Raw genomic sequence first — 19,545 nt, forward strand, 5'->3', positions numbered from 1 at the left:
GCCTTTCGGGCCCCTCCCAGGGCCCGAAAGGCACACGGGCGGGCAGCTGAACCGGGCATGATGGCTCCCGACAGGAGGCCGCGAATGCTGCACGTGGTGATTCCCCCGAGCCAACGCCGCAACCTCGACGAACTCGAGGACCGATTGGATCTGTCCGTCGGCGATCCCGCGGCGAAGCGGTCGGCATTCTGGGTGATGCTGACCCTGTCGGCGGTGATCGCGGTCGCCGGAGTGGTGAGCGATTCGACGGCCACCGTCATCGGCGCAATGATCGTGGCACCCTTGTCGACTCCGATACTCGGGGTGGGACTGGGCATCACCGTCGGCCGGGGATCGCTGATCGTTCGCAGTCTGCTCTACATCGCCGCCGGTATCGTGCTGGTCATTCTACTCGGCGTCGTATTCGCTCAGTTGCTTCCGAATCCCGGTTCCGTGCTGAGCAACTCGCAGGTACTCGGGCGGACCTCACCGACGCTGATGGACCTCATCGCGGCGCTCGCCACCGGACTCGTCGGCGCGATCGCCGTGACCCGCCGCGATGTCGGTGACGTGCTACCGGGCGTGGCCATCGCCATCTCCCTCGTTCCTCCGCTCGCCGTCGTCGGTGTGTGCCTGGGTTCGGGAGCCGGCTCCCTGGCGGCAGGGGCATTCGTCCTGTTCGCCTCCAACGTCGTCGCCATGATCATCACCGCGGCCGTCGTCCTCGTCGCCGCCGGGTACGCCCACGAGGACGGCGCAGGGTCGCGGCACCGCCGCGCGTACGCGATATTGACGGTCGCGCTGATCGTCGTCGCCGTGCCGATGGTCGTCAATTCCCTCGCTTCCCTGTGGTCACAGCAGGTTTCCGATGCGGCACAACAATGGCTCGGATCGACACCCGGCGCCGAGGTCACCGATGTGACGTGGCAGGGAGACACCGTGACCGTGTCGGTACTCGGCCCTGCCGATCTGCCGCCACTGTCCGAACTCGAAGACTCCGTCGACGCACTACTCCCGTGGGATCCCGAACTTCAGGTCGTGCACACCGTCGGGTCCCGTGTCGAACCCGAGTGAGTCGATGACTCGCCGGACGCCCGGTCAGCGCCGGCGCGCCACGATGTGAACCTCGGGAAACCGTTGGAATCCGGCGCCGGGGCGGCTGACCGTCCGCCACATCTCGTCGAACCCCGCGGTCGTGAGCGCCGCGGCGAGCCGGTCCGGATGCCACCGCCATGCCGGTGCGACGGCATGGTCGAACTCGATGATCTCCCCCGCGACGTCCGTGGATTGGCCCGCGACCGCGAGCACCGCACCCGGCGAGGCCCGCTCCGCCCACCCGGCAAGAATGCCGGGAATGTCGTCGGGCGGAATATGGATCAGGCTGAATCGAGCGACGATCCCTGCGATCGCGCGGCCGTCGAGATCGACGTTGCCGAGTCGCGCGTCGTCCTGCTCGAGACGAATCGCTGGGTGCAGGCTTCGAGCGACCCGGAGCATCTCCCCGCTCGGATCGACGGCGATCACGTCGAGGCCGCGGTTCGTGAGGTCGGCGGCGACGTGGCCGACGCCGCAACCCACATCGAGGACGACCCCGGCGACGGGACTCTCGTGCACCAGTTCGGCGAACGCCGCGACGACGGCGCGCTCGAGCGCCGTCATGTACGTGGCGGGAAAGGTATCGGCGTAAAGGTCTGCAATCGCGTCGTACCCGGGCTGATCCATCACCGGATCGTCCCAGAAGAAGGCCGGACGCGACACCCGCGGATATGAAAAAGGAGAGGCGCTGCGCCTCTCGCACCTTCATTGTATCGCGCACCCGGGGCCTTGCGGCAAGGCCCCGGAGAGGGTGCACAATCGCTGGCCGCGGCCGATCACGTGACCGCGGTGGCGAGAGAAGGTGGGGCTGTACATGACGATTCGGGACTACGACGAGGAACTACAGTCGGAGCGCCGTTACGTGGCCGGCCTGTACGCGCGGCTCGATACCGAGCGGGCGGAGGCGAATACCAGGTACGCGACCGCGTTGCGCGGCACCGGCGGAACCCTCGTGGATCGCGAGGTCGAGGTGCGGACGCTGGCCCGGGAAGTGCAGCGGTTGAACGTCGCGGAGGGCGGACTGTGCTTCGGCCGGCTCGACGCCGTGACCGGGGAACACTCCTACATCGGCCGCATCGGCCTGTTCGACGCGAACGCCGGGTACGAGCCGCTGCTGCTCGATTGGCGGGCACCGGCGGCACGCCCGTTCTACGTCGCGACCGGCTCCCACCCGGAAGGTATGCGACGGCGACGACAGTTCCGGACTCGCGGACGCGAGGTCGTCGAATTCACCGACGAGATTCTCGGCCGCCCCGACGGCCGTGAACGCGGCGGCCGGGGCGATGCGGCGCTGCTCGCAGCGGTGAACGCACCGCGCGGGGAGGGCATGCGCGACATCGTCGCGACGATCCAGTCCGAGCAGGACGCGATCATCCGGCTCGATCATTCCGGGGTACTCGTCATCGAGGGTGGCCCGGGCACCGGCAAGACCGTCGTGGCCCTGCACCGCGTCGCGTATCTGCTGTACACGCAACGGGAACGGATGCAACGGCACGGGGTGCTCGTCGTCGGACCGAATCCGGCGTTCCTGAATCACATCGCCCATGTGCTGCCGTCGCTGGGCGAGACGAACGTGGTGTTCGCGACCACCGGCGACCTCGTTCCCGGTCTGCACATCACCGCGGAGGACACCGCCGAGGCCGCCCGAATCAAGGGCTCGGCGACGATCCTCGACGTTCTGGCCGCCGCGATCGCGGACCGGCAACGGTTACCGCAGGAACCGGTGATCGTGGAACTGACGGACGTGACGATGCGACTCGACGGCGAGATCGCGCAGTGGGCGCGGGAGGAGGCGCGGGCGAGCGGTCTGCCGCACAACAAGGCGCGGGCCGTGTATGCCGAGGTCGTCACGTGGGCGTTGACCGAACGGGCGATCGCGCGGATCGGCCGGGGCTGGCTGACCCGCGACGACCGCGAGGCGTGGGAGAACATGCGGGAGGATCTGTGCGGGGAACTCGCCGAGAACGACACGTTCACCCACGCACTCGACGACCTGTGGCCCGCCCTGACACCGGAAACGCTGTTGTCGGAACTACTTTCGTCACCCGAACGTTTGCACGCGGCCGGCGGCGACGCCACGCTGCTGCGCGAACGCGGCGACGGGTGGACCGTATCGGATGTGCCACTGCTCGACGAACTCGTCGACGCGATCGGCGCGATCGGCGCGATCGGCACGACCGACGGGGCCGCAGCGGAACGCACACAGGAAACAGACTATGCCGCAGGTGTTCTCGATCTGATGACGGGCCGCGAGGACCATATGGACGACGAGGACCACCTGTTCGCGACGGATCTGCTGTATGCCGAGGATCTGGCCGAACGCTTTGTCGAACGCGACACCCGTGACCTCGCCGAACGCGCTGCCTCGGATCGGGACTGGACGTACGGGCACATCGTGGTCGACGAAGCCCAGGAACTGTCCGAGATGGACTGGCGGGTGCTGATGCGGCGTTGTCCGAGCCGGTCGTTCACCGTCGTCGGCGACCTCGCGCAGCGTCGTTCGACCGCTGGGGCATCGTCCTGGGGTGCAATGCTCGAACCGTATGTGCCCGGCCGCTGGCTGTACCGGTCGCTGTCGGTGAACTACCGCACACCGGCGGAGATCATGACCGTCGCGTCCGCGCTACTCACCGAATTCGCGCCCGGCACCATCCCACCGGAGTCGGTACGCGCGTGCGGTGTGTCGCCGTGGTCCCGACGAGTTGCCCGCGACGAGATCGGCTCGGCGGTCGAGGAGTTCGTCCGCGCCGAGTCCGGACGCGAAGGCACCAGCGTCGTGATCGGCCCGCCGGATGTGCCGGGTGCGATCGCGGCGTCGGAGACGAAGGGGCTCGAGTTCGACGCGGTGCTGGTGGTGGAGCCGGAACGGATTGTCGCCGCCGGTCCGCGCGGCGCGGCCGAACTGTATGTCGCGCTCACCCGCGCCACTCAGCGGCTCGGGGTGCTGCACAGCGACCCGTTGCCGGCGGCGTTGGCCGCGCTCACCGCCGCGTAGGCTCGGCGGAGACAACCGAACTCGGGAGGCCACATGTCCGCAGCGATTTGGCTTGCGCTCGTCGTCGTGGTCGCGCTGCTCATCGACCGAGCCGGTCTGTACGCGGAGCGGCGCGGCTTGATCTACTGGCGCAAACGCAAGCCCGAGGGTGGCGGAGGCGGCGGCGTGTTCGGCGAGTTCCAGACGCTGCTGTCGCCGTCGTACCAGCATGTCGCGGAGGAACAGCAGCGGCAGCGCACCTCCCGGCAGGAGCAGGGCACGGGCGCCGACCCGCTCGGCGTCGACCTCGACGCCGGAACGGTGCGACTGCGCAACCCGGGCGACTGATCCGAAGGTGTCGGTAGGTCCCGCTATGGTTCGAACATGCTTTCGGATCGGGTGGGTGGGGACACGATCGAGGCGCGGCTGACCGCCCTCGACGAGGCCGTCGACGGTCTGCTCGGCGACGCCCTCTCCGGCCTGTCCGACGACGACATCGTCGAGGTCCTGCACCGCCTCGAAACATCGCTGCGCACAGCCACCGCGGTCGGGCACCGCCTGGTCGTCGAAACCACCGAACGCATGATCCCCGGGCATCTCGGCTGCCGGTCGATCAACGATTTCCTCATCGGAACGCTGCGGATCTCCGGCGCCGATGCCGCCCGGCGCGTGAAGGGCGCGAAGAAGACCGGGACCTGGCACGCATCCGACGGCGGCGACATGCCGGTGGAGTTGCCGGCCACCGCCGCCGCCCAGCGGGCCGGGCTGATCGGAGCCGACCACGTCGCCGCGGTCGCGAAGATCATGCGGAAGGTTCCGCGCGGGGTGGGGTTCGACGAGATCACCGTCGCCGAGAAGATCCTCGCCGATGCCGCGTGTTCGGTTCCGCCCGACGATCTGTTGAAGCTCGGCGCGCACCTGCTGGCATATCTGAATCCGGACGGCGACGTCCCGGACGAGAAGGAGCGCGCACGCCGGCGTGGCCTGCGGATCGGGAAACAAGGCGCCGACCTGATGACGCCGATCTCCGGGCTCCTCGACCCGGAAACCCGGGCGCTGCTCGAACCGGTGCTGGCGAAGCTCGCCCGGCCGGGCATGAACAACCCGGACGATCCCGAATCGCCGCGCGGTGATGTCGAATCCGAAACCCTCGATCGCGACGCGCTGGCGAAGGCCGCGGCGCGGGACACGAGAACGGCGGTGCAGCGCAATCACGACGCGCTGACGGTGGCGTTGCGGAAGATCCTGTCGTCGGGTGCGCTCGGCAGTCATCGTGGGCTGCCGGTCACGGCGATCCTGACGATGAGCGTCGGGCAACTCGAGGAGTCGACCGGTGTCGTGACCACCGCCTCCGGTGGTTCGGTGCCGATCCGGGACGCACTACGGATGGCCGAGAACGCTCATCCGGTACTGGTGGTTTTCGATCACCACGGCCGGCCGCTGCACCTCGGACGTGCGAAACGGTTGGCGTCGGCCGATCAGCGGCTCGCGTTGATCGCCGCGTCCGGTGGTTGCACCCGCCCGGGTTGCGACGCCCCGGCCACGCTCACCGCGGTGCATCACCTCACCGAGTGGAGGGACGGTGGTCTCACCGATATCACCAATGAGGACCTCGCGTGCGACTCCTGTCATGCGTTGGTACACGACGGACCGGGCGGCTGGAAAACCCGTGTGGCGCCGGCGAATGCCGAGTATCCGGGCCGCACCGAATGGATTCCGCCGCCGCACCTCGACCCCGAACAGACACCTCGGGTCAATCATCGGCACCACTTGGGTGACCTGCTGTCGGCTGCGCTCGCGCACTACCGTGCTCGCCGCGAAACAGAGCTGCGCGAACACCGCCGGCGATGGAGGCGGGAACCGGCCGGCGGCGCCGACGATCCGTAGAGGATCGCCCCCGAGAATGAACGTCAGTAACCGGCGCCGGGGTCGACGACCGCGATCAGCGGCTTCCCCGCGATGAATCGGGCGACGTTCTCACGCACCGTCGGCGCCAGCGTCGCGTTCAGCCCGGTGCGGGTGTTCGCGATGTGCGGGGTGATCACCACGTTGTCGAGTGCCCACAGCGGATGGTCGTCGGGCAGCGGCTCGGGATCGGTGACGTCGAGGACCGCACCCGCGATCTTTCCGTCGCGCAACGCCTCGACGAGCGCATCCGAGTCGACGAGGTTGCCGCGCGCGACGTTGACGAGCCATGCCGTGTCCGGCATCGCATCGAGCACTTCTGCGTTCACAAGCCGGTCGGTGTCGGCGGTCGCGGGTGCCGCGACAACGAAATGATCGGCCGTCGCCCACACCTCGGAGGTGCGGCTCGCGGGCAACGTCACCGATGCCCCGTCGACGGGACGACCGGACAAGTTCACGGCGACGACGTCGACACCGAACGCGCGCAGCCGCGGGATCATCGCGCGACCGATGCCGCCGCACCCGACGATCGCGACGGTCGATCCGTACAGCGTGCGGACCCGAGGATCGAGCGCCTGCTTCTGCCAGCGCTGCTCCGGCCGGGCAGCGGCCGTGATCGAACCGTGGAACTGCCGCAGTCCGACCAGCAACGCCCCGACGGCGTACTCGGCGACGTTGTCGGCATACACCCCGGATGCGTTGGTCCACACCCGGTCGGTGTCGATGATTCCGGCACGGAAGTACGGTTCGATACCCGCGAATGCGAGCTGAACCCAGCGCACACCGGGCGGCAGCGCCGGAAACTCGTCGACGTCGCCGTGCCAGATCAGCGCCTCGGCGTCGTCGAGTGAGGTGAGGGTGCCGCCGCCGTCGATGATCGCGGCGGCGAGATGGTCGTCATGTCCGGGGCCGAGATGAACGCGCATGCACCAACACTATCGACCGGTGGGAATATCGGCGCGCGACGCCGCGTTGATCCCGTTCGGATCGGCACACCTCGAATCCCCCGGGCTCAAATTATTGCCTTCGCGGAATACCGTTCGGCTGGAACCGCGTTGCGCCACCCGCCGAGAGGCGATCGGGTGTGCCGGTCCTTTTACATTTCCACCCACCGCTGCCCACCCACCACTGCCGCCGACACGGCGGCCCGGCGGCTCCCACTACAGTCGCTGAGGCACGACGCGCCTCCCGGTGTCGTCGGCCTGACGGATGGGAGCGCGCATGAACCGCTGGGCCACGACCGTGGTCACCCGGCGATGGTGGGTCCTCGGACTCGCCGTCCTGATCGTGGCTGTGGCCGGAGCCTGGGGCACCGGCGTATTCGGGAAGCTGTCGTCGGCCGGGTTCTACGATCCGAACAGTGAGTCGTACCAGGCCGCAGTGATCGTCGAGGAGAACTTCGGTCCGCAGACCACCGATATCGTCGCGATGTACACGGCCCCCGAGGGCCGGACCGTCGCCGACATCGAACCCGAGGTCACCGCGGTGCTGGACCGGTTCGCCGCCGAAGTGCCCACCCAGACGATCAACACCTACTGGTCGGCGGCGCCTCCGGCGAACCAACTGTTGCTGTCCAAGGACGGCCGCAGCGTCGCCGCAACCATCACCTTGTCCCCCGACGCGGGTGTCTCCGTCGGCACGTTCGATTCGCTGCTGCCGAAACTCGAGGTACCGGGCATCGAATCGCAGTTCGCGGGAACGTCGGTGGTCGCCGTGGCCTTCACGTCGACGCTCGAGCGTGACCTGCTGCGCGCCGAAGCCATCGCGATCCCCATCACACTCGCACTGCTGGTGATCATCTTCGGTGGACTCACCGCGGCCGCCGTCCCCGTGTTCGTGGGGGTCCTCGCCGTGCTCAGCGCGCTCGCGACACTGCGCCTGCTCACGATGATCACCGATGTCAGTTCGTTCGCGTTGAACGTCACGTCGCTGATCGGCCTCGGCCTCGCCATCGACTACGGACTGTTCATCGTCAGCCGGTTCCGGGAAGAACTCGACGGCGGCGCCGACACGGCAGCGGCCACCCGCCGCACCATCCTCACCGCGGGCCGCACCGTGATGCTCTCCGGTCTGCTGTTGATCTGCGCGTTCGCGGGCATGCTCGTGTTCCCGCAGGCGGTGCTGCGGTCCCTCGGTCTCGGTGCGATCGCCGCTGTGCTGAGTGCGGCGCTGCTCTCACTGACCGCGATCCCCGCGCTGCTCGCCATCCTCGGCCCGCGGATCAATTCGCTGACGTGGAACAAGAACGCCGCACACCGCGGCGAAGCCCGTGCCCGACGATTCTGGGGTTCGGTGGTCGTCGCGGTGATGCGCCGACCCGCGGTCGTCGCCGTCACGATCGTCGCTGGACTGCTCGTGCTCGCGTTTCCGGTGCTGCGGGCCTCCTTCGGGGAGGTCGAATACACGGCGCTCCCGGAGAACGCCCCGGCCCGGGTCGCGACGCAGACATTGCTCGACGATTTCCCGTCCACCGGCAACGGCGCCACACTCGTGCTCCGCGGCACCGACGGCACCCCGCCGTCACCGGCCGCGGTCAGCGAGGTGTCGCGCGCGGCGGCGCGGGTCGACGGCATCGCGCAGGCGCTGACGGTCGCGTCGAACGCCGACGTGACGATCGTGCAGGCCGTATACGCGCAGGGTGTCGACGGCACCGCCCGCGCCGGGGAAATCGTCCACGAGTTGCGTGCCGTCGAGGTGCCGGCCGGAACCGAACTGCTCGTCGGCGGTAACCGCGCGATGGTCGACGACGGCAATGCCGCCATCGCGCAGTGGCTGCCGGTGATGATCGCGATCATGGTGGTTTCGACGCTGATACTGCTGTTTCTGGCGTTCGGGTCGGTGGTACTGCCGCTCAAGGCCGTCGCGATGGCCGCGTTGAGCCTCGCCGCAACGTTCGGCGTGCTGACCTGGGTGTTCCAACTCGGGCACGGCGCGGAACTGCTCGGGGTGACCGCGAGTCCACTCGAACCGTCGTTCGTGGTGTTGATCCTGGCGGTGGTGTTCGGCCTGTCCACCGACTACGAGGTGTTCCTCATGTCCCGGATGGTCGAGGCCCGCGCCGCCGGGGCGACCACCGAGGAAGCGGTGAAGTTCGGGACCGAACGCACCGGCCGGGTGGTGACGGCAGCGGCGCTGCTGCTGATCGTGGTCACCGGCGCGTTCACCATTTCCGGTTTGTCGATCATGCGGTTCCTCGGTGTCGGCATGATCCTCGCGCTGGTCATCGACGCGACGGTGGTGCGGATGCTGCTGGTTCCGTCTCTCGTGAAGCTGATGGGCGACGCCAACTGGTGGGCGCCGGCATGGATGAAGCGGGTGCACGCGAAAGTAGGTATCGGACACTGAGCGTGGTGCGTGGTGGGCGCGGTGGGTGTTCCCCTGTCGATCTGTCTGCTGATCACCGCGGCAGCGCCGGTGATGATCGTCGTGGCGGACGAGGCCGTGCTGTGGACACGGCGCGACGCGGCGCTGACCCGGCTGCGCGACTCGTGATCGTCGCTCAGATCCTGGCAGACTCCGCGTCGTCGCCCGCAGGTGCCGGCGCGGAGTCGTCGGGTTCCCAGCGAAGCAGGTCGCCAGGTTGACATTCGAGGACTTCGCAGAGCGCGGCGAGGGTGCGCAAGCGCACGCCCTTGGCGCGACCGTTCTTGAGCACTGCCAGGTTCGCGGGAGTGATACCGATCCGCGCCGCGAGGGTGCCAACGGCCATCTTGCGGCGAGCGAGCATCACGTCTATGTCGACGACAATCGGCATCAGATCACCTCGTCGAGTTCGGACTGAAGGTGCCGGGCTTCCGCACTCACCGTGACGGCCTGTGCGAGCAGCATGCGCAACACGAACACCAGCAGCGCGACACCGGCGACGACCAGAGATTCGCCGCAGACCAGGCCGACCATTCCGGGCGGGACCGCTTCACCGGGTGCCAGGACAACGGCGAGCCCGAAGGTGAGGACGGACGCGGTGGCGATCGCCCCGATCGCGATGTCGACGTACCGGAACGCCGCGGAAGAGAACACCGTCCCTCTCCGGACCATCGTCAGCAGTTTCCACACGCACACCCCGACGACCTGCAGCGTCACAATTCCCAGCAGCACGATGACGATCACCGGGATCCGCACGGCGGCGGGGGCGTCGTCGAGGTCGACCCACAACAGCGGCACCATCACGGCCTGCACGAACAACGATCCGGCGAGCGCAATGGCGATGACCGCCCGCAACGGCAGAACAGCAAGATTTCCCATGCAAGCCTCCCAATCGAAGTGCAGCAGAAATCTATCGTTAAACGATAGATTTCACAAATACTTCGATATTCGGAATTTCAGTTTCCGGTGGCGCCGGGTGTCCGCTGCTCGGTCAGGATCCGGTAGCCGAGTTCGTGGAGCCGCCGATGGTCCGGCCACCGCCGCGCGGTCCACGCGGGTTCGGTGTGGGCGGCGGTGATCGCGGCGGTGGTCGACGCGTGCAAATCGAATTCGAGGTCGCGGCGCAGTTCGGCACGCTCACGGGCATCGTCCACCGTGGTGAGCCGGTCGACCGTCCCCGCTACGCGGCGATCCGCGTAGACGAGGATCCGGCGGTGCGCCCGCGGCGACACGGCCCACAACACCGCGAGCGCGACGACCACGCCGATCACGGTCTCGACAAGACGTTCCAGCGACAACACGACAAGATTTCCGGGGGCGCCGAGCGCACCGAGAAGGATCGCGAGCGGGGTGATGAACACCATCGCAAGACCGTAGTTGCGAACCAGATATGCTTCGATACCCGCCATCAGCGCGGCGAGCACCACGATGAGCGCGGCGCCGCGCACGTCGAACAACGACAGTGCCGCGAGTAGCGCGAGTCCCAGGGCGGTACCGACGAAGCGGTGCGCCGCGCGATAGGTGCCGAGGATCCGGTCCGGTCCCTGATGCAGAATCATCGCGGCGGTGACGACCGCCCAATCCGGCCGGCCCAATCCCGCCGCGACCGCGACTCCCCCGGCCACCGGGCCGGCGACGAGCAGACGCACCACGATCGTGACGGACCGGCTGCCCGGATGCGCGGCACGAACCAGACGGTGACGCACCGACGGCCGACGCAGCGGGACCAGCGGGCGGAGGTCGTCCTCGGGATCGGCCTCGTGATGATCGACGCCGTGCAGCACGGCCGCGCACCGCGCGTGCGCGATCTGCAAAGCCAGGACCAGCGGATGCCGCGATCCGACGAGCCCCGCATCGTGCAGGCACTGCCACGCCGCATGCAGATCGTGCACCGCAGCACGACGATGCGCCGGTGAATTCTCTTCCCGCACGGCCTCGACGGCGGCAACCGCAGCGGCCACCGCCGTCCGCTCCGGAGTGCGTGGACGGACGAGGACCCCGGACATCGCCACCACCAGCGCGGTGACCGCCCCGATCGCCGCCCACCCCACCGTCGCGGCGACCGACACCCCGATCATGGGCAGCATCGACGCGATCTCCAGAGTCAACAACATCAGGAACGCCCCGGGCGCCCCGAGCCGCAACGCGTCGACGACGAACGCACACACCGCCACGGTCACCGACATGGTGAGAACCACGAGCATCGGCCACCACACCGATCCACCGGCGGCAACGAACCGATGCGCCACCGACCCGACCGCCGCGCCGAGTCCCGCCAACGCGACGAGCACACACCCGATGATCGTCACCACCCGCCAGCGCACCCGGTACGGCCTGGTTTCGCCGTAGACGACGGCGAACGCCCCGATGGTCGCGATCGCGGACACCGGTCCGGCGCCTGCGGCGACACCGGCCAACCCGGGGATCGCCACCGTCGCAGCCGCACGCACGACCCGCGGCCATTGACGTACCGACGGCGCGAGGGCAACCATCGTCGTCCACGCCGCCGCGGGGGCAGGAAGCGGCAGATCAACCGCACCGGCCGGCAGATGGTTTTCGGTACGGGACACAACAGTTCAGATTAGGAGCCGGGCGGTTCCGTCCCCGAATCGACGACGCCGGATGAGGCGGATGTCACTCGCGACGGCGCGGTCACCGACAGCACCGACCTACAGTGCAGCGACCTACAGTGCAGCGACCTACAGTGCGGTGATCTTCGAGGCGACCACCGGGCGCACCGGCTTCGGGGCGGCCCCGCAACTCGCGGGCCGCGGCGGCAACTGATGTTCCTCGACGTCGACGCGCCAGGCGCGGCCGTCGCGGTGCCGCACGATCGGCGCGGCAGCGTCGTCGACGGTGATGGCCTCGAGGTCACGGCCGCGGGCGGCCTCGAGTTCGCGTACCGCGATTTCCGCGACCTGACCGGCCGCCGTCCACGTGCTGCGCCCCCGCAATCCCGGCAGGTACACCTCGCCGGCGACCGCGGCGCGTACGGCCTCGGCACTGTGCGCGGCGTCGAGCCGGCCGTAGGTGTAGCCGGTGGGCAGCAGGATCATCGACGGCGCGAAACGGTGCCCGCCGGTGTGCGAGCATTCCCACACCGTGTCGCCGAACTGTTCTGCGAGCGCCGCCGCGATGGGGCGGCCCTGCACGGCGCAGCATTGGTCGCGTTTGCCGTGCGCGCACACCAGCACCAGCGGGGTGGTCACCGCCGCACCGAGAAGGGGAGCCGGTCCGGCGACGACCCGGGGCACGACGTCGAGCAGTTCGGCGGGGTCGGTGACCTCGAGGCGTTCGCACCACGTGCCGCCGGGTTCGGTGCGGGTGATCAGCACTGTGCGGGTCGGGCGCTCCACGTCCCGGCCGGGGCGGCGGATGAACAGGATCCGCACCCCCGCCGTGTCGGCGCGGGCGGACAGGTCCGCGGCGAGTTCGGCCCCGAGAGCGGTGCCGTCGAGTACGTCCCGGCCCCACCCGGAGGGCACCTCGAGGCACACATAGCCCGCTGCCGTGGCGGCGGTGCCGGGTAGCGGCTCGTCGGGAACGGAGAGCGCGGAGCAGATCGGGGCGGCGACGGTCACCCGGCCATTGTCACCCGCGGAGCCGCCGGATTCCCGCCCGGGTCCACACGCGCAGGAATCCCTGGGACAGATAGGTGAAGCAGCCGAGCGCCAGCACCCATTTGGTGACGCTGATCGTCGAGGCGGCCCGGACCGTGGTGTCGTCGATGCGGTCGCGGTGGTCGAGCAGGTGCAGTCCGGCGATGTTCTCGACGTAGTCGCCCGCCGCGGCGATCACCGGCGCCACCGCGAGAACCCGGCGGGTTCCCGGTGTCATCGGACGCCGGTCGGCGAGGGATCGCGCACCGGATCGCAACGCGAACGCGAAGGTCAAGGGGTGCACCATGTCCCAGTAGTAGTGCTGCCGGTAGCGCTGCAATTCCTCGGGTTCGAGGTTGTCGAGAATCTTCCGGTACTTCGCCGCCGAGAACGTGGTCTGGATTGTGCCTATTGTCGGCGCGGTGGATCCGGCGACGCGGGCGATGTTGACCTGGGATACCACGAATATCGCGGTCCAGGCGAGGAACCGACGATCCGATCCGGTGAGAGCCATGTGCACGATGGTAGTGCCCGTCACCGCGGGGATGTCGCCGTAGTTCGTCAGTTTCGAGCATGCTCCCGGACTGCGCGTGAATCCGCGCTGTGCACTATGGTCGACAACCACTACCGCATATCTCGGGGGGGATGAACGTGCCGGATTCGATCGAAGCAGACCTGGACCACATACAGTCGGTCTCGGCGATTTTTCGCTGCTCTCCGACTGGACACTCGACGCCGACGAGGTCGGCCGGTTGCTGTCGAACCTGACGGCCGCGGGGCTCGACGGACAGCGCGGCGGGTGGGAACGACTCCCCGCCGACGTCCGCGAACTCGTCCGGCTGGACCCGACAGCGCCGCCACCGGCGACACTTCCCGAGTTCCTGGAATCACAGTCACCGTTCGAACGTGAGCGGCTGGAAGGCACTGCCGGAGCCGCAGCCGCCGCGCACGCGGCAATGCTGAACGATCCCGGCGATGACTACGCGCGACGGGTCGGGCTCCAGAACGATTTCTGGCGGTACGTCGCAGCGTCGGACGGTGTGCCCGGAACACAACTGGGGGTCGAACTCGTCGAATCAGCCGCGACCCAGGTCGCGCTGTCCGATGCTTCGGATCGTTCAGCGGTCGCCGATTCGGCATATCGGTTCCCGGCCGATACCGGCGAATCACTGCTGGACGTCGCCGCCCGCAACAATGAGTCGAACGCCCGGATCCTCGCCGACGACTTCGACGGCGACGGAACACCCGATTCACGCCGCGACGCGGTCCTGGGCCCACTGTTCACCCACGAGTGGCAGGACGACGGAGCGTCCCTCGGCCGACTGACGTCGTGGATGACCGACGAGGCAACAGCAGTCGACGAGCCGAGTGCTGCGGCCACCGACCACACCGACCCCGCCGACCACGATCGCCGTGACCGGGCGGATCGGGCAGCACTCGGGCTCGCCACCTATCTCTCCGATCCCGACCACTACGAACGATTCATGGACATGCACGGGCCGGCCACCTCGAATCTCGGGGAAGTGAATCCGGAACTGCTGCACGCTGCGAGCCGAGGTCTCGTCGGCTACATCCCGCACCTTGCTGGCATCGACACGGGCAGCAGCGAATGGGGAACCCGCGCGCTCGAATCGAGCGACGCCGGCGACAAGCGGTTCGTCCATGCCCAGCGGGTGTTTTCGTTGATGGCGACCGGACAGGACGCCAACACGACGTTCATGGGCGGTGCGCTCGCCTTCCAGGAAACCTACGATCGCGCATTCGTGCGCAGCCTCGTCGAGCCCGACAGGTGGGGGACGATCTCACCCGATACGGCCGCCGCCGGAAACACCGCGCACATCCAGGCATTGATCGACACCGGCATCTACGGAGCCGCGCTCGAACAGTCGCGGGACCAGGAGAACATTGCGAACTTCGTCGCCGAACGACGCAACCAGGCATACGACGTCGGCTACACCATGATGCGCAATGCGGTCGCCTCGTTCCTGCCCGCGAACTTCACGGTGGGAATGGGGGTGGACATGTTCAACCCCACTGTCCGGGACATCTTCACCAACCCCGAAACACCGACGGAGAACTACGCGTTCACGGTGAATTCTTCAGAACTTTCGGCCCACAACGACATACGCATCCTACGGTTCCTCATGGACGAATACGGGGCACCGCGAAGTCCGGAAGCGATCGATGCGCTTCAGAAGACCGGAATCCTCGACGAACACGGAAGCCAATCGGAAATAACTTCGTCTCCCCAATCGATTCGGCGCTGGGTCTCGAACGCAATGGAGGCCGAGTTCGGTACCGACTACATCGATCGGTACACGAACGAGTACATCGTCAGCTACGCAGATGTCACTCCATCCATACACCTGATCGAGGTGAAGTGAGCACGAGATCCAAGGCATTCATTCTCGCTCTTTCGATCCTGATTCCGACCGCGTGCGATGCCGGCACCGCCGGCGGGAGTCACGACGCCGTTCCGACTCCGGCACACGAACCGAACAGCGACACCTTCGCAGCGAATGCTGCAGTACTGAGCCACCGTTGGTTCGCACCTGTCGACGTTGATCTCGACGCACCTGCCATTCAGGCGGTACGCGCCTACCATGAGTCCAACAATCTCTATTGGAGTACGGGCGAAATTGATTCGGGTTACCCAGGTTATGGCGACCTGTATCAGGGACCTGTTGCACACCACATCAATCCGTACAGGAGAACGGGAACGATCGACGAGCATGTCCTCGACGTCCGGATCGTCGACGACGGCCAGGGACATGCGGTCACGCACGTCTCCTTTTGTGAAGATCGCTCCGGAACCGCCGAACCCACCGGCGGAACATGGACCGTTCGCGAAACAAATGGCGGTCTCATAGTTCTCCTGGTATCCGCCACCGAGAACTCCACCACTCCCATCGTTGTCGATGTCACCCGGCGAATTCCTTACCCCACCTGGGATGCCTTCGACGGATGGACGATCACGGATACGCTCGGCAACCTGGACTTCACTCCCACTGTCGGTAGCGCAGACAGCGACGCACTGCTCCGACAGTGCCTCTATGCACAACCACGTCTCAACCCTGATGTCGAGTCCGGCGACGTTCTCACGGCCGCACCCGTCGTCGAAACACCGGTGCCCGGCTGGCCCACCGAGATCGGTGCATCAGGATGACAACAAGCCGAAACTTCCGGTACTGCCAGGGCGCCGTCGCCCAGTCCGCTGGATGTCTTTCACAGGCCGCATCGCGAGCGATCGAAGTGCAGTTCGACGTCGACCATCTCGACGACTACATCGATAGGTACACGCTGAGCTGCGCAGACGTCGCCCCATCGACTCGCGTGGTGAACGAATGGTGACCATGACCTACAGGACTATCGCCGCATGCGCTGCCGCAACGATCATATTGACCTCGTGCAGCAGTCCGGAATCGGATCACAACACTCGACTATCTGAGACCGCGACGACCGAACCCAGCCGACACCGCGCAGACTCGGAGTCCCTGACCCATCGCTGGTTCGCTCCCGAAGGTATAGACCTCGAAGCCCTGGAAGTTCAGGTCGCTCGCGCTTTTCGAGAATCGGACAACATGTTTCGGAGTACCGGAACTCTGGACGCAACATACCCGGGCTTTCCAGATCTCTTCCGGCACGGAATATCCTCCAGCACAATAGCCTTCCCCCGAGTCGGAACCATCGACGACCACATTTTCGACGTCCGCCCTGTAAGGGATACCCGCGGTCGCACCGTTACTCGAATCGTCATCTGCGAAGACCGTTCTGGTGTCGCGGAACCCACTGGAAACACATGGACCGTCCGGGAGACAGCCATCGGAGTCATAGTCATCACTGTCGCACGCACGACCGATGCGCCCGCCTCCCCACCGGTCGACCCGACCACGCGCGCAGCCTTCCCGACCTGGAATGTATTCGACGGCTGGACTGTAGAAGACAGTTTCGGCGACCATCAAGACTTCGACGCCGTGTTCTCGTCCAGCAAACCAGAAGACCAAGAACTCCAAGAGCGTTGTCTACGAGATCGACCACAGCTCAACCCTGATGCCGATTCCGGCGACGTTCTCACGGCCGCACCCGTCGTCGAAACACCGGTCCCCGGCTGGCCCATCGAGATCGGTGAACCGAATTGACCAAACGGCCTTCACCGTCCCGTACCTGCATCCGCACGCACAGTTGACAGCCGCCGACAACCAGCGCCGGCAGCGCGCGGATGTCCACCCCGTAAGCGACTGCGGAGTCAGATGTCGTAGTCGACGACGACCGGCGCGTGATCGCTCATCCGGCGATCCGCCGACGGTTCCCGATCCGTACCCGCAGCGGTCGCGGTGCGCGCCAGGCCCGGGGTGGCGAGATGGTAGTCGATCCGCCACCCGACATCACCGGTGAACGACTGCCCCATCCACGACCACCACGAATAGGGACCGTCGACGCCGGGATGCCTGCTGCGGACGACATCGACGAGGGTGCGCGGGGAGAGCAGCGAATCGAACCATTCGCGTTCCTCCGGCAAGAATCCCTCGGCCTGGTTGCTGCGCCGCCAGTTCCGCACGTCGTACCGGGTGTGTGCGACGTTGAGGTCACCCATCAACAGAAACTCCCGGCCCTGCGCCCGCGCCGCGCGACGCGACCTGGTCACCTGCCGTGTGAACGCCGTGAGGAACCGCATCTTGCGGTCGTATCGGGCGCCACCGTCCGGTGCCTCCCGCATCCGTCCCGGCTTCTGCAGATGCGCAGGCAGGCCGCCTTTCGGCAGATACAGCGATGCGACGGTGAGCGGCGCGTCGGCCAGGTCGACCTCGAGGTACCGGCCCTGGTCGGCGAACTCCCCCAAGCCCCGTGCCAGCGGCACCGGGTCGAGGCTCTGCAGATCGGTGTGCTCCTCGCCGGGTGCGCGCACCAGTGCGGTCCCACTCCAGGTGCGCACCGCGGCGGGTGGTTGTGCGGTGAGGATGCCGACCCCGTTGCGGCCGGCGAGGATGCCCTCGTCGTAGGTGAAATGGTATTTGCCGAACACGCCCGGCGGTATCGCGGCGGCCGGGGCCCGCACCTCCTGCACCGCGACCACGTCGGGGTCGCGTTCGCGCAGCCAGTCCTCGAATCCACGGCGCTGCGCCGCGCGGATGCCGTTGATGTTGAACGTCGCGATCCGCACGGCTTCAGTCCATGAGGAACGGCACCACGGCCGCTTCGAAGTCACGGAAGCGGTCGCGGTGGATGCTGTGGCCGCACGCGATGCCGCGGACGGTACAGCGTGGCAGCGCCGCTGCCGCCTCGGTGAGCAGTGCCGGGTCGACCATGCTGCCGGGGCGTGTGCCACGCAGGATCAGCGCCGGCGCGGTGGTGTCGGGGAGTCGCTGCCACCACCTTGGGTCCGGGGTGTGGAACTGTTTGATGGCCGAGGGGGTCATCGACCGGTCGAACACGATCGTCGCGCGCGGATTGCGCGCCAGGCTGGTGGTGGCGTGCCACAGTTCCGCGACGGTCGGCCGGCGGGAGGCGAGCACCGGGACCGGGTCGCCGGCACGCAGGGGCAGCGGCGACTCCTCGAGCACGAGACGGCGCACCAGGTCCGGGCGCTGTTGCGCGAGCAGCGAACCGGTCCGGCCACCGAGCGAATGACCGACGAGGTCGACGGTGCCGAGGTTCAGGTGGCCGCACAGAGCCTCGATGTCGGCGGCGAACTCACCGAACAGATACGACCCGGCGCGGGCGCTGCGACCGTGTCCGCGCAGGTCGAGCGTGACGACCCGACGTCCGGCGGCGACGAGACTGCGGGTGAAACGGTCCCAGGTGCGACCGTCGCCGCCCATCCCGTGGACCAGCACCACCGGAACGGGATGGGCGCGGCCGTTCGGCGCCGAGTCGCGGTAGGCGATCGTCACACCGGTCGGCTCGGCCGTCATCACGGTTTCCACGGATACCGATTCCACGGTTACCGAGACTACTCAGTCGTAGACACCTTCCACCTTCCAGCCGTCCGGGGTGTGGATCGTCAGCAGCGCCCGCGACCCGTCGAGCAGCACCTGCAGTCGCGCCACCGCCCGCGCCTGGGCGCGGTCCCACCAGTATTCGTCGACGGGCCACGGTCCGGCCCAGCCCACCACGTGCCATCCGCGGCTTCCCCACCGCAGTGACACCGGCGCCGCACTGAGCAGACCCCGTGCGGTCACCGTGACCGCGACTCCCGTGTCGTCGAGCAACACGATCGACGGCGGGACGGGCAGTACCAGGGCCGGGGCGGGCGGCGGGAGCCTGCCCGGCCACGGCGCATCCGGGTTCGACGCGGCTACCCGCTCGTCGCCGACCGGGACCAGAGCGATGCGTTCACCCGGCCCCCGACCACCGCTGAGCACCCCGGTCAGCACGGCGTCACCGCCGAGCAGGCCCTGCACCCGCACCAGTGCACGCCGGGCACGTTCCTCCCCGTCGCCGACACCGCCCCACAACCCCGGTTGCAGCGCACCGGCCGACACCACTTCCACCGGTTCGAGCCGCAACACTTCGATGCCGGTGTCGCGGTCCACGGCGGGCCGGTCCCGGCTGCGTCCGGTGAGCCAGCCGTCGAGTTGCCAACGCACCCGGTCGGCGGTGCCGTCGGGGGTCAACGGCTGCGCGCAGCGC

Annotated in this window: 18 protein-coding genes and 1 pseudogene; 9 read left to right on the top strand and 10 right to left on the bottom strand. The window is 67.7% G+C overall.

The window, feature by feature from the left end; translation table 11 throughout:
* Positions 1-84 precede the first annotated feature (84 nt).
* Positions 85-1,053 (top strand): TIGR00341 family protein, encoded by a 969-nt coding sequence (locus WAX14_RS14410; RefSeq protein WP_422628737.1) that lies wholly within the window; start codon positions 85-87, stop codon positions 1,051-1,053.
* Between the two features lie 24 nt (positions 1,054-1,077).
* Here the strand turns inward: WAX14_RS14410 and WAX14_RS14415 are convergent, their stop codons facing one another.
* Entirely contained in the window at positions 1,078-1,701 is a 624-nt protein-coding gene (locus tag WAX14_RS14415) for a class I SAM-dependent DNA methyltransferase (RefSeq protein ID WP_422628752.1), read from the bottom strand.
* A 187-nt stretch (positions 1,702-1,888) separates the two neighbouring features.
* Between WAX14_RS14415 and helR the strand changes: the two genes are divergently transcribed.
* Genes helR through WAX14_RS14430 form a run of 3 tightly spaced genes read left to right on the top strand, consistent with a single transcriptional unit; the run spans position 1,889 to position 5,935 of the window.
* Positions 1,889-4,069: an RNA polymerase recycling motor ATPase HelR gene (gene helR, locus WAX14_RS14420; RefSeq protein WP_422628738.1), complete on the top strand. Its 2,181-nt coding sequence runs from the start codon at positions 1,889-1,891 to the stop codon at positions 4,067-4,069.
* Positions 4,070-4,102: 33 nt separating this feature from the next.
* Positions 4,103-4,396, top strand: a complete 294-nt coding sequence (locus WAX14_RS14425) for a DUF6191 domain-containing protein (protein ID WP_422628739.1) — start codon at positions 4,103-4,105, stop codon at positions 4,394-4,396.
* 36 nt (positions 4,397-4,432) lie between these two features.
* The gene (locus WAX14_RS14430; RefSeq protein ID WP_422628740.1) at positions 4,433-5,935 is read left to right on the top strand and encodes a DUF222 domain-containing protein; all 1,503 of its coding nucleotides are present in this window, start codon (positions 4,433-4,435) and stop codon (positions 5,933-5,935) included.
* 23 nt (positions 5,936-5,958) lie between these two features.
* Here the strand turns inward: WAX14_RS14430 and WAX14_RS14435 are convergent, their stop codons facing one another.
* Positions 5,959-6,879: a D-isomer specific 2-hydroxyacid dehydrogenase family protein gene (locus WAX14_RS14435; protein ID WP_422628741.1), complete on the bottom strand. Its 921-nt coding sequence runs from the start codon at positions 6,877-6,879 to the stop codon at positions 5,959-5,961.
* 295 nt (positions 6,880-7,174) lie between these two features.
* Between WAX14_RS14435 and WAX14_RS14440 the strand changes: the two genes are divergently transcribed.
* Together WAX14_RS14440 and WAX14_RS14445 are read left to right on the top strand one after the other, a co-directional pair.
* Positions 7,175-9,298 carry an MMPL family transporter gene (locus WAX14_RS14440; protein WP_422628742.1) on the top strand — a complete coding sequence of 708 codons (2,124 nt, stop codon included), beginning with the start codon at positions 7,175-7,177 and terminating at the stop codon, positions 9,296-9,298.
* 21 nt (positions 9,299-9,319) lie between these two features.
* Complete coding sequence (locus WAX14_RS14445) at positions 9,320-9,445, top strand: hypothetical protein (protein ID WP_422628743.1); 126 nt, start codon at positions 9,320-9,322, stop codon at positions 9,443-9,445.
* Positions 9,446-9,452: 7 nt separating this feature from the next.
* On the opposite strand, the gene WAX14_RS14450 is transcribed toward WAX14_RS14445, so the two are convergent.
* The 5 genes from WAX14_RS14450 to WAX14_RS14470 form a co-directional block, all read right to left on the bottom strand.
* Positions 9,453-9,707 (bottom strand): helix-turn-helix domain-containing protein, encoded by a 255-nt coding sequence (locus tag WAX14_RS14450; protein ID WP_422628744.1) that lies wholly within the window; start codon positions 9,705-9,707, stop codon positions 9,453-9,455.
* Positions 9,707-10,195, bottom strand: a complete 489-nt coding sequence (locus WAX14_RS14455) for a DUF2975 domain-containing protein (RefSeq protein ID WP_422628745.1) — start codon at positions 10,193-10,195, stop codon at positions 9,707-9,709. The genes WAX14_RS14450 and WAX14_RS14455 overlap by 1 nt, the downstream gene beginning before the upstream one ends.
* 77 nt (positions 10,196-10,272) lie before the next feature.
* Complete coding sequence (locus WAX14_RS14460) at positions 10,273-11,808, bottom strand: FUSC family protein (RefSeq protein ID WP_422628753.1); 1,536 nt, start codon at positions 11,806-11,808, stop codon at positions 10,273-10,275.
* A gap of 207 nt (positions 11,809-12,015) precedes the next feature.
* Positions 12,016-12,897: a sucrase ferredoxin gene (locus tag WAX14_RS14465; protein ID WP_422628746.1), complete on the bottom strand. Its 882-nt coding sequence runs from the start codon at positions 12,895-12,897 to the stop codon at positions 12,016-12,018.
* A gap of 10 nt (positions 12,898-12,907) precedes the next feature.
* Positions 12,908-13,429 (bottom strand): hypothetical protein, encoded by a 522-nt coding sequence (locus tag WAX14_RS14470; RefSeq protein ID WP_422628747.1) that lies wholly within the window; start codon positions 13,427-13,429, stop codon positions 12,908-12,910.
* Positions 13,430-13,667: 238 nt separating this feature from the next.
* Between WAX14_RS14470 and WAX14_RS14475 the strand changes: the two genes are divergently transcribed.
* The 3 genes from WAX14_RS14475 (at position 13,668) to WAX14_RS14485 (ending at position 17,054) form a co-directional block, all read left to right on the top strand.
* The gene (locus WAX14_RS14475; RefSeq protein ID WP_422628748.1) at positions 13,668-15,299 is read left to right on the top strand and encodes a hypothetical protein; all 1,632 of its coding nucleotides are present in this window, start codon (positions 13,668-13,670) and stop codon (positions 15,297-15,299) included.
* Entirely contained in the window at positions 15,296-16,081 is a 786-nt protein-coding gene (locus WAX14_RS14480; protein ID WP_422628749.1) for a hypothetical protein, read from the top strand. Before WAX14_RS14475 ends, WAX14_RS14480 begins: the two co-directional genes overlap by 4 nt.
* Before the next feature lie 178 nt (positions 16,082-16,259).
* Positions 16,260-17,054, top strand: coding sequence for a hypothetical protein (locus WAX14_RS14485; protein ID WP_422628750.1), 795 nt, complete (start codon positions 16,260-16,262; stop codon positions 17,052-17,054).
* 107 nt (positions 17,055-17,161) lie between these two features.
* Here WAX14_RS14485 and WAX14_RS14490 read toward each other — a convergent pair whose 3' ends face one another.
* The 3 genes and pseudogenes from WAX14_RS14490 to WAX14_RS14500 all read right to left on the bottom strand — a co-directional run.
* Entirely contained in the window at positions 17,162-18,076 is a 915-nt protein-coding gene (locus WAX14_RS14490) for an exodeoxyribonuclease III (RefSeq protein WP_422628751.1), read from the bottom strand.
* 4 nt (positions 18,077-18,080) lie between these two features.
* Positions 18,081-18,839, bottom strand: a complete 759-nt coding sequence (locus WAX14_RS14495) for an alpha/beta fold hydrolase (protein ID WP_422628754.1) — start codon at positions 18,837-18,839, stop codon at positions 18,081-18,083.
* Between the two features lie 30 nt (positions 18,840-18,869).
* A pseudogene (locus WAX14_RS14500) lies at positions 18,870-19,545 on the bottom strand (DNA polymerase Y family protein); the annotation flags it as partial.

Source organism: Rhodococcus sp. (in: high G+C Gram-positive bacteria) (genome assembly GCF_049299235.1).
In the GTDB taxonomy this organism is placed as follows: Bacteria; Actinomycetota; Actinomycetes; order Mycobacteriales; family Mycobacteriaceae; genus Rhodococcus.

Excerpts from the sequence above, each read along its gene's own strand:
- WAX14_RS14410 (WP_422628737.1), top strand. The coding sequence starts at position 85 with ATGCTGCACGTGGTGATTCCCCCGAGCCAACGCCGCAACCTCGACGAA.
- WAX14_RS14415 (WP_422628752.1), bottom strand. The coding sequence starts at position 1,701 with ATGGATCAGCCCGGGTACGACGCGATTGCAGACCTTTACGCCGATACC.
- helR (WP_422628738.1), top strand. The coding sequence starts at position 1,889 with ATGACGATTCGGGACTACGACGAGGAACTACAGTCGGAGCGCCGTTAC.
- WAX14_RS14425 (WP_422628739.1), top strand. The coding sequence starts at position 4,103 with ATGTCCGCAGCGATTTGGCTTGCGCTCGTCGTCGTGGTCGCGCTGCTC.
- WAX14_RS14430 (WP_422628740.1), top strand. The coding sequence starts at position 4,433 with ATGCTTTCGGATCGGGTGGGTGGGGACACGATCGAGGCGCGGCTGACC.
- WAX14_RS14435 (WP_422628741.1), bottom strand. The coding sequence starts at position 6,879 with ATGCGCGTTCATCTCGGCCCCGGACATGACGACCATCTCGCCGCCGCG.
- WAX14_RS14440 (WP_422628742.1), top strand. The coding sequence starts at position 7,175 with ATGAACCGCTGGGCCACGACCGTGGTCACCCGGCGATGGTGGGTCCTC.
- WAX14_RS14450 (WP_422628744.1), bottom strand. The coding sequence starts at position 9,707 with ATGCCGATTGTCGTCGACATAGACGTGATGCTCGCTCGCCGCAAGATG.
- WAX14_RS14455 (WP_422628745.1), bottom strand. The coding sequence starts at position 10,195 with ATGGGAAATCTTGCTGTTCTGCCGTTGCGGGCGGTCATCGCCATTGCG.
- WAX14_RS14460 (WP_422628753.1), bottom strand. The coding sequence starts at position 11,808 with ATGGTTGCCCTCGCGCCGTCGGTACGTCAATGGCCGCGGGTCGTGCGT.
- WAX14_RS14470 (WP_422628747.1), bottom strand. The coding sequence starts at position 13,429 with ATGGCTCTCACCGGATCGGATCGTCGGTTCCTCGCCTGGACCGCGATA.
- WAX14_RS14485 (WP_422628750.1), top strand. The coding sequence starts at position 16,260 with ATGGTGACCATGACCTACAGGACTATCGCCGCATGCGCTGCCGCAACG.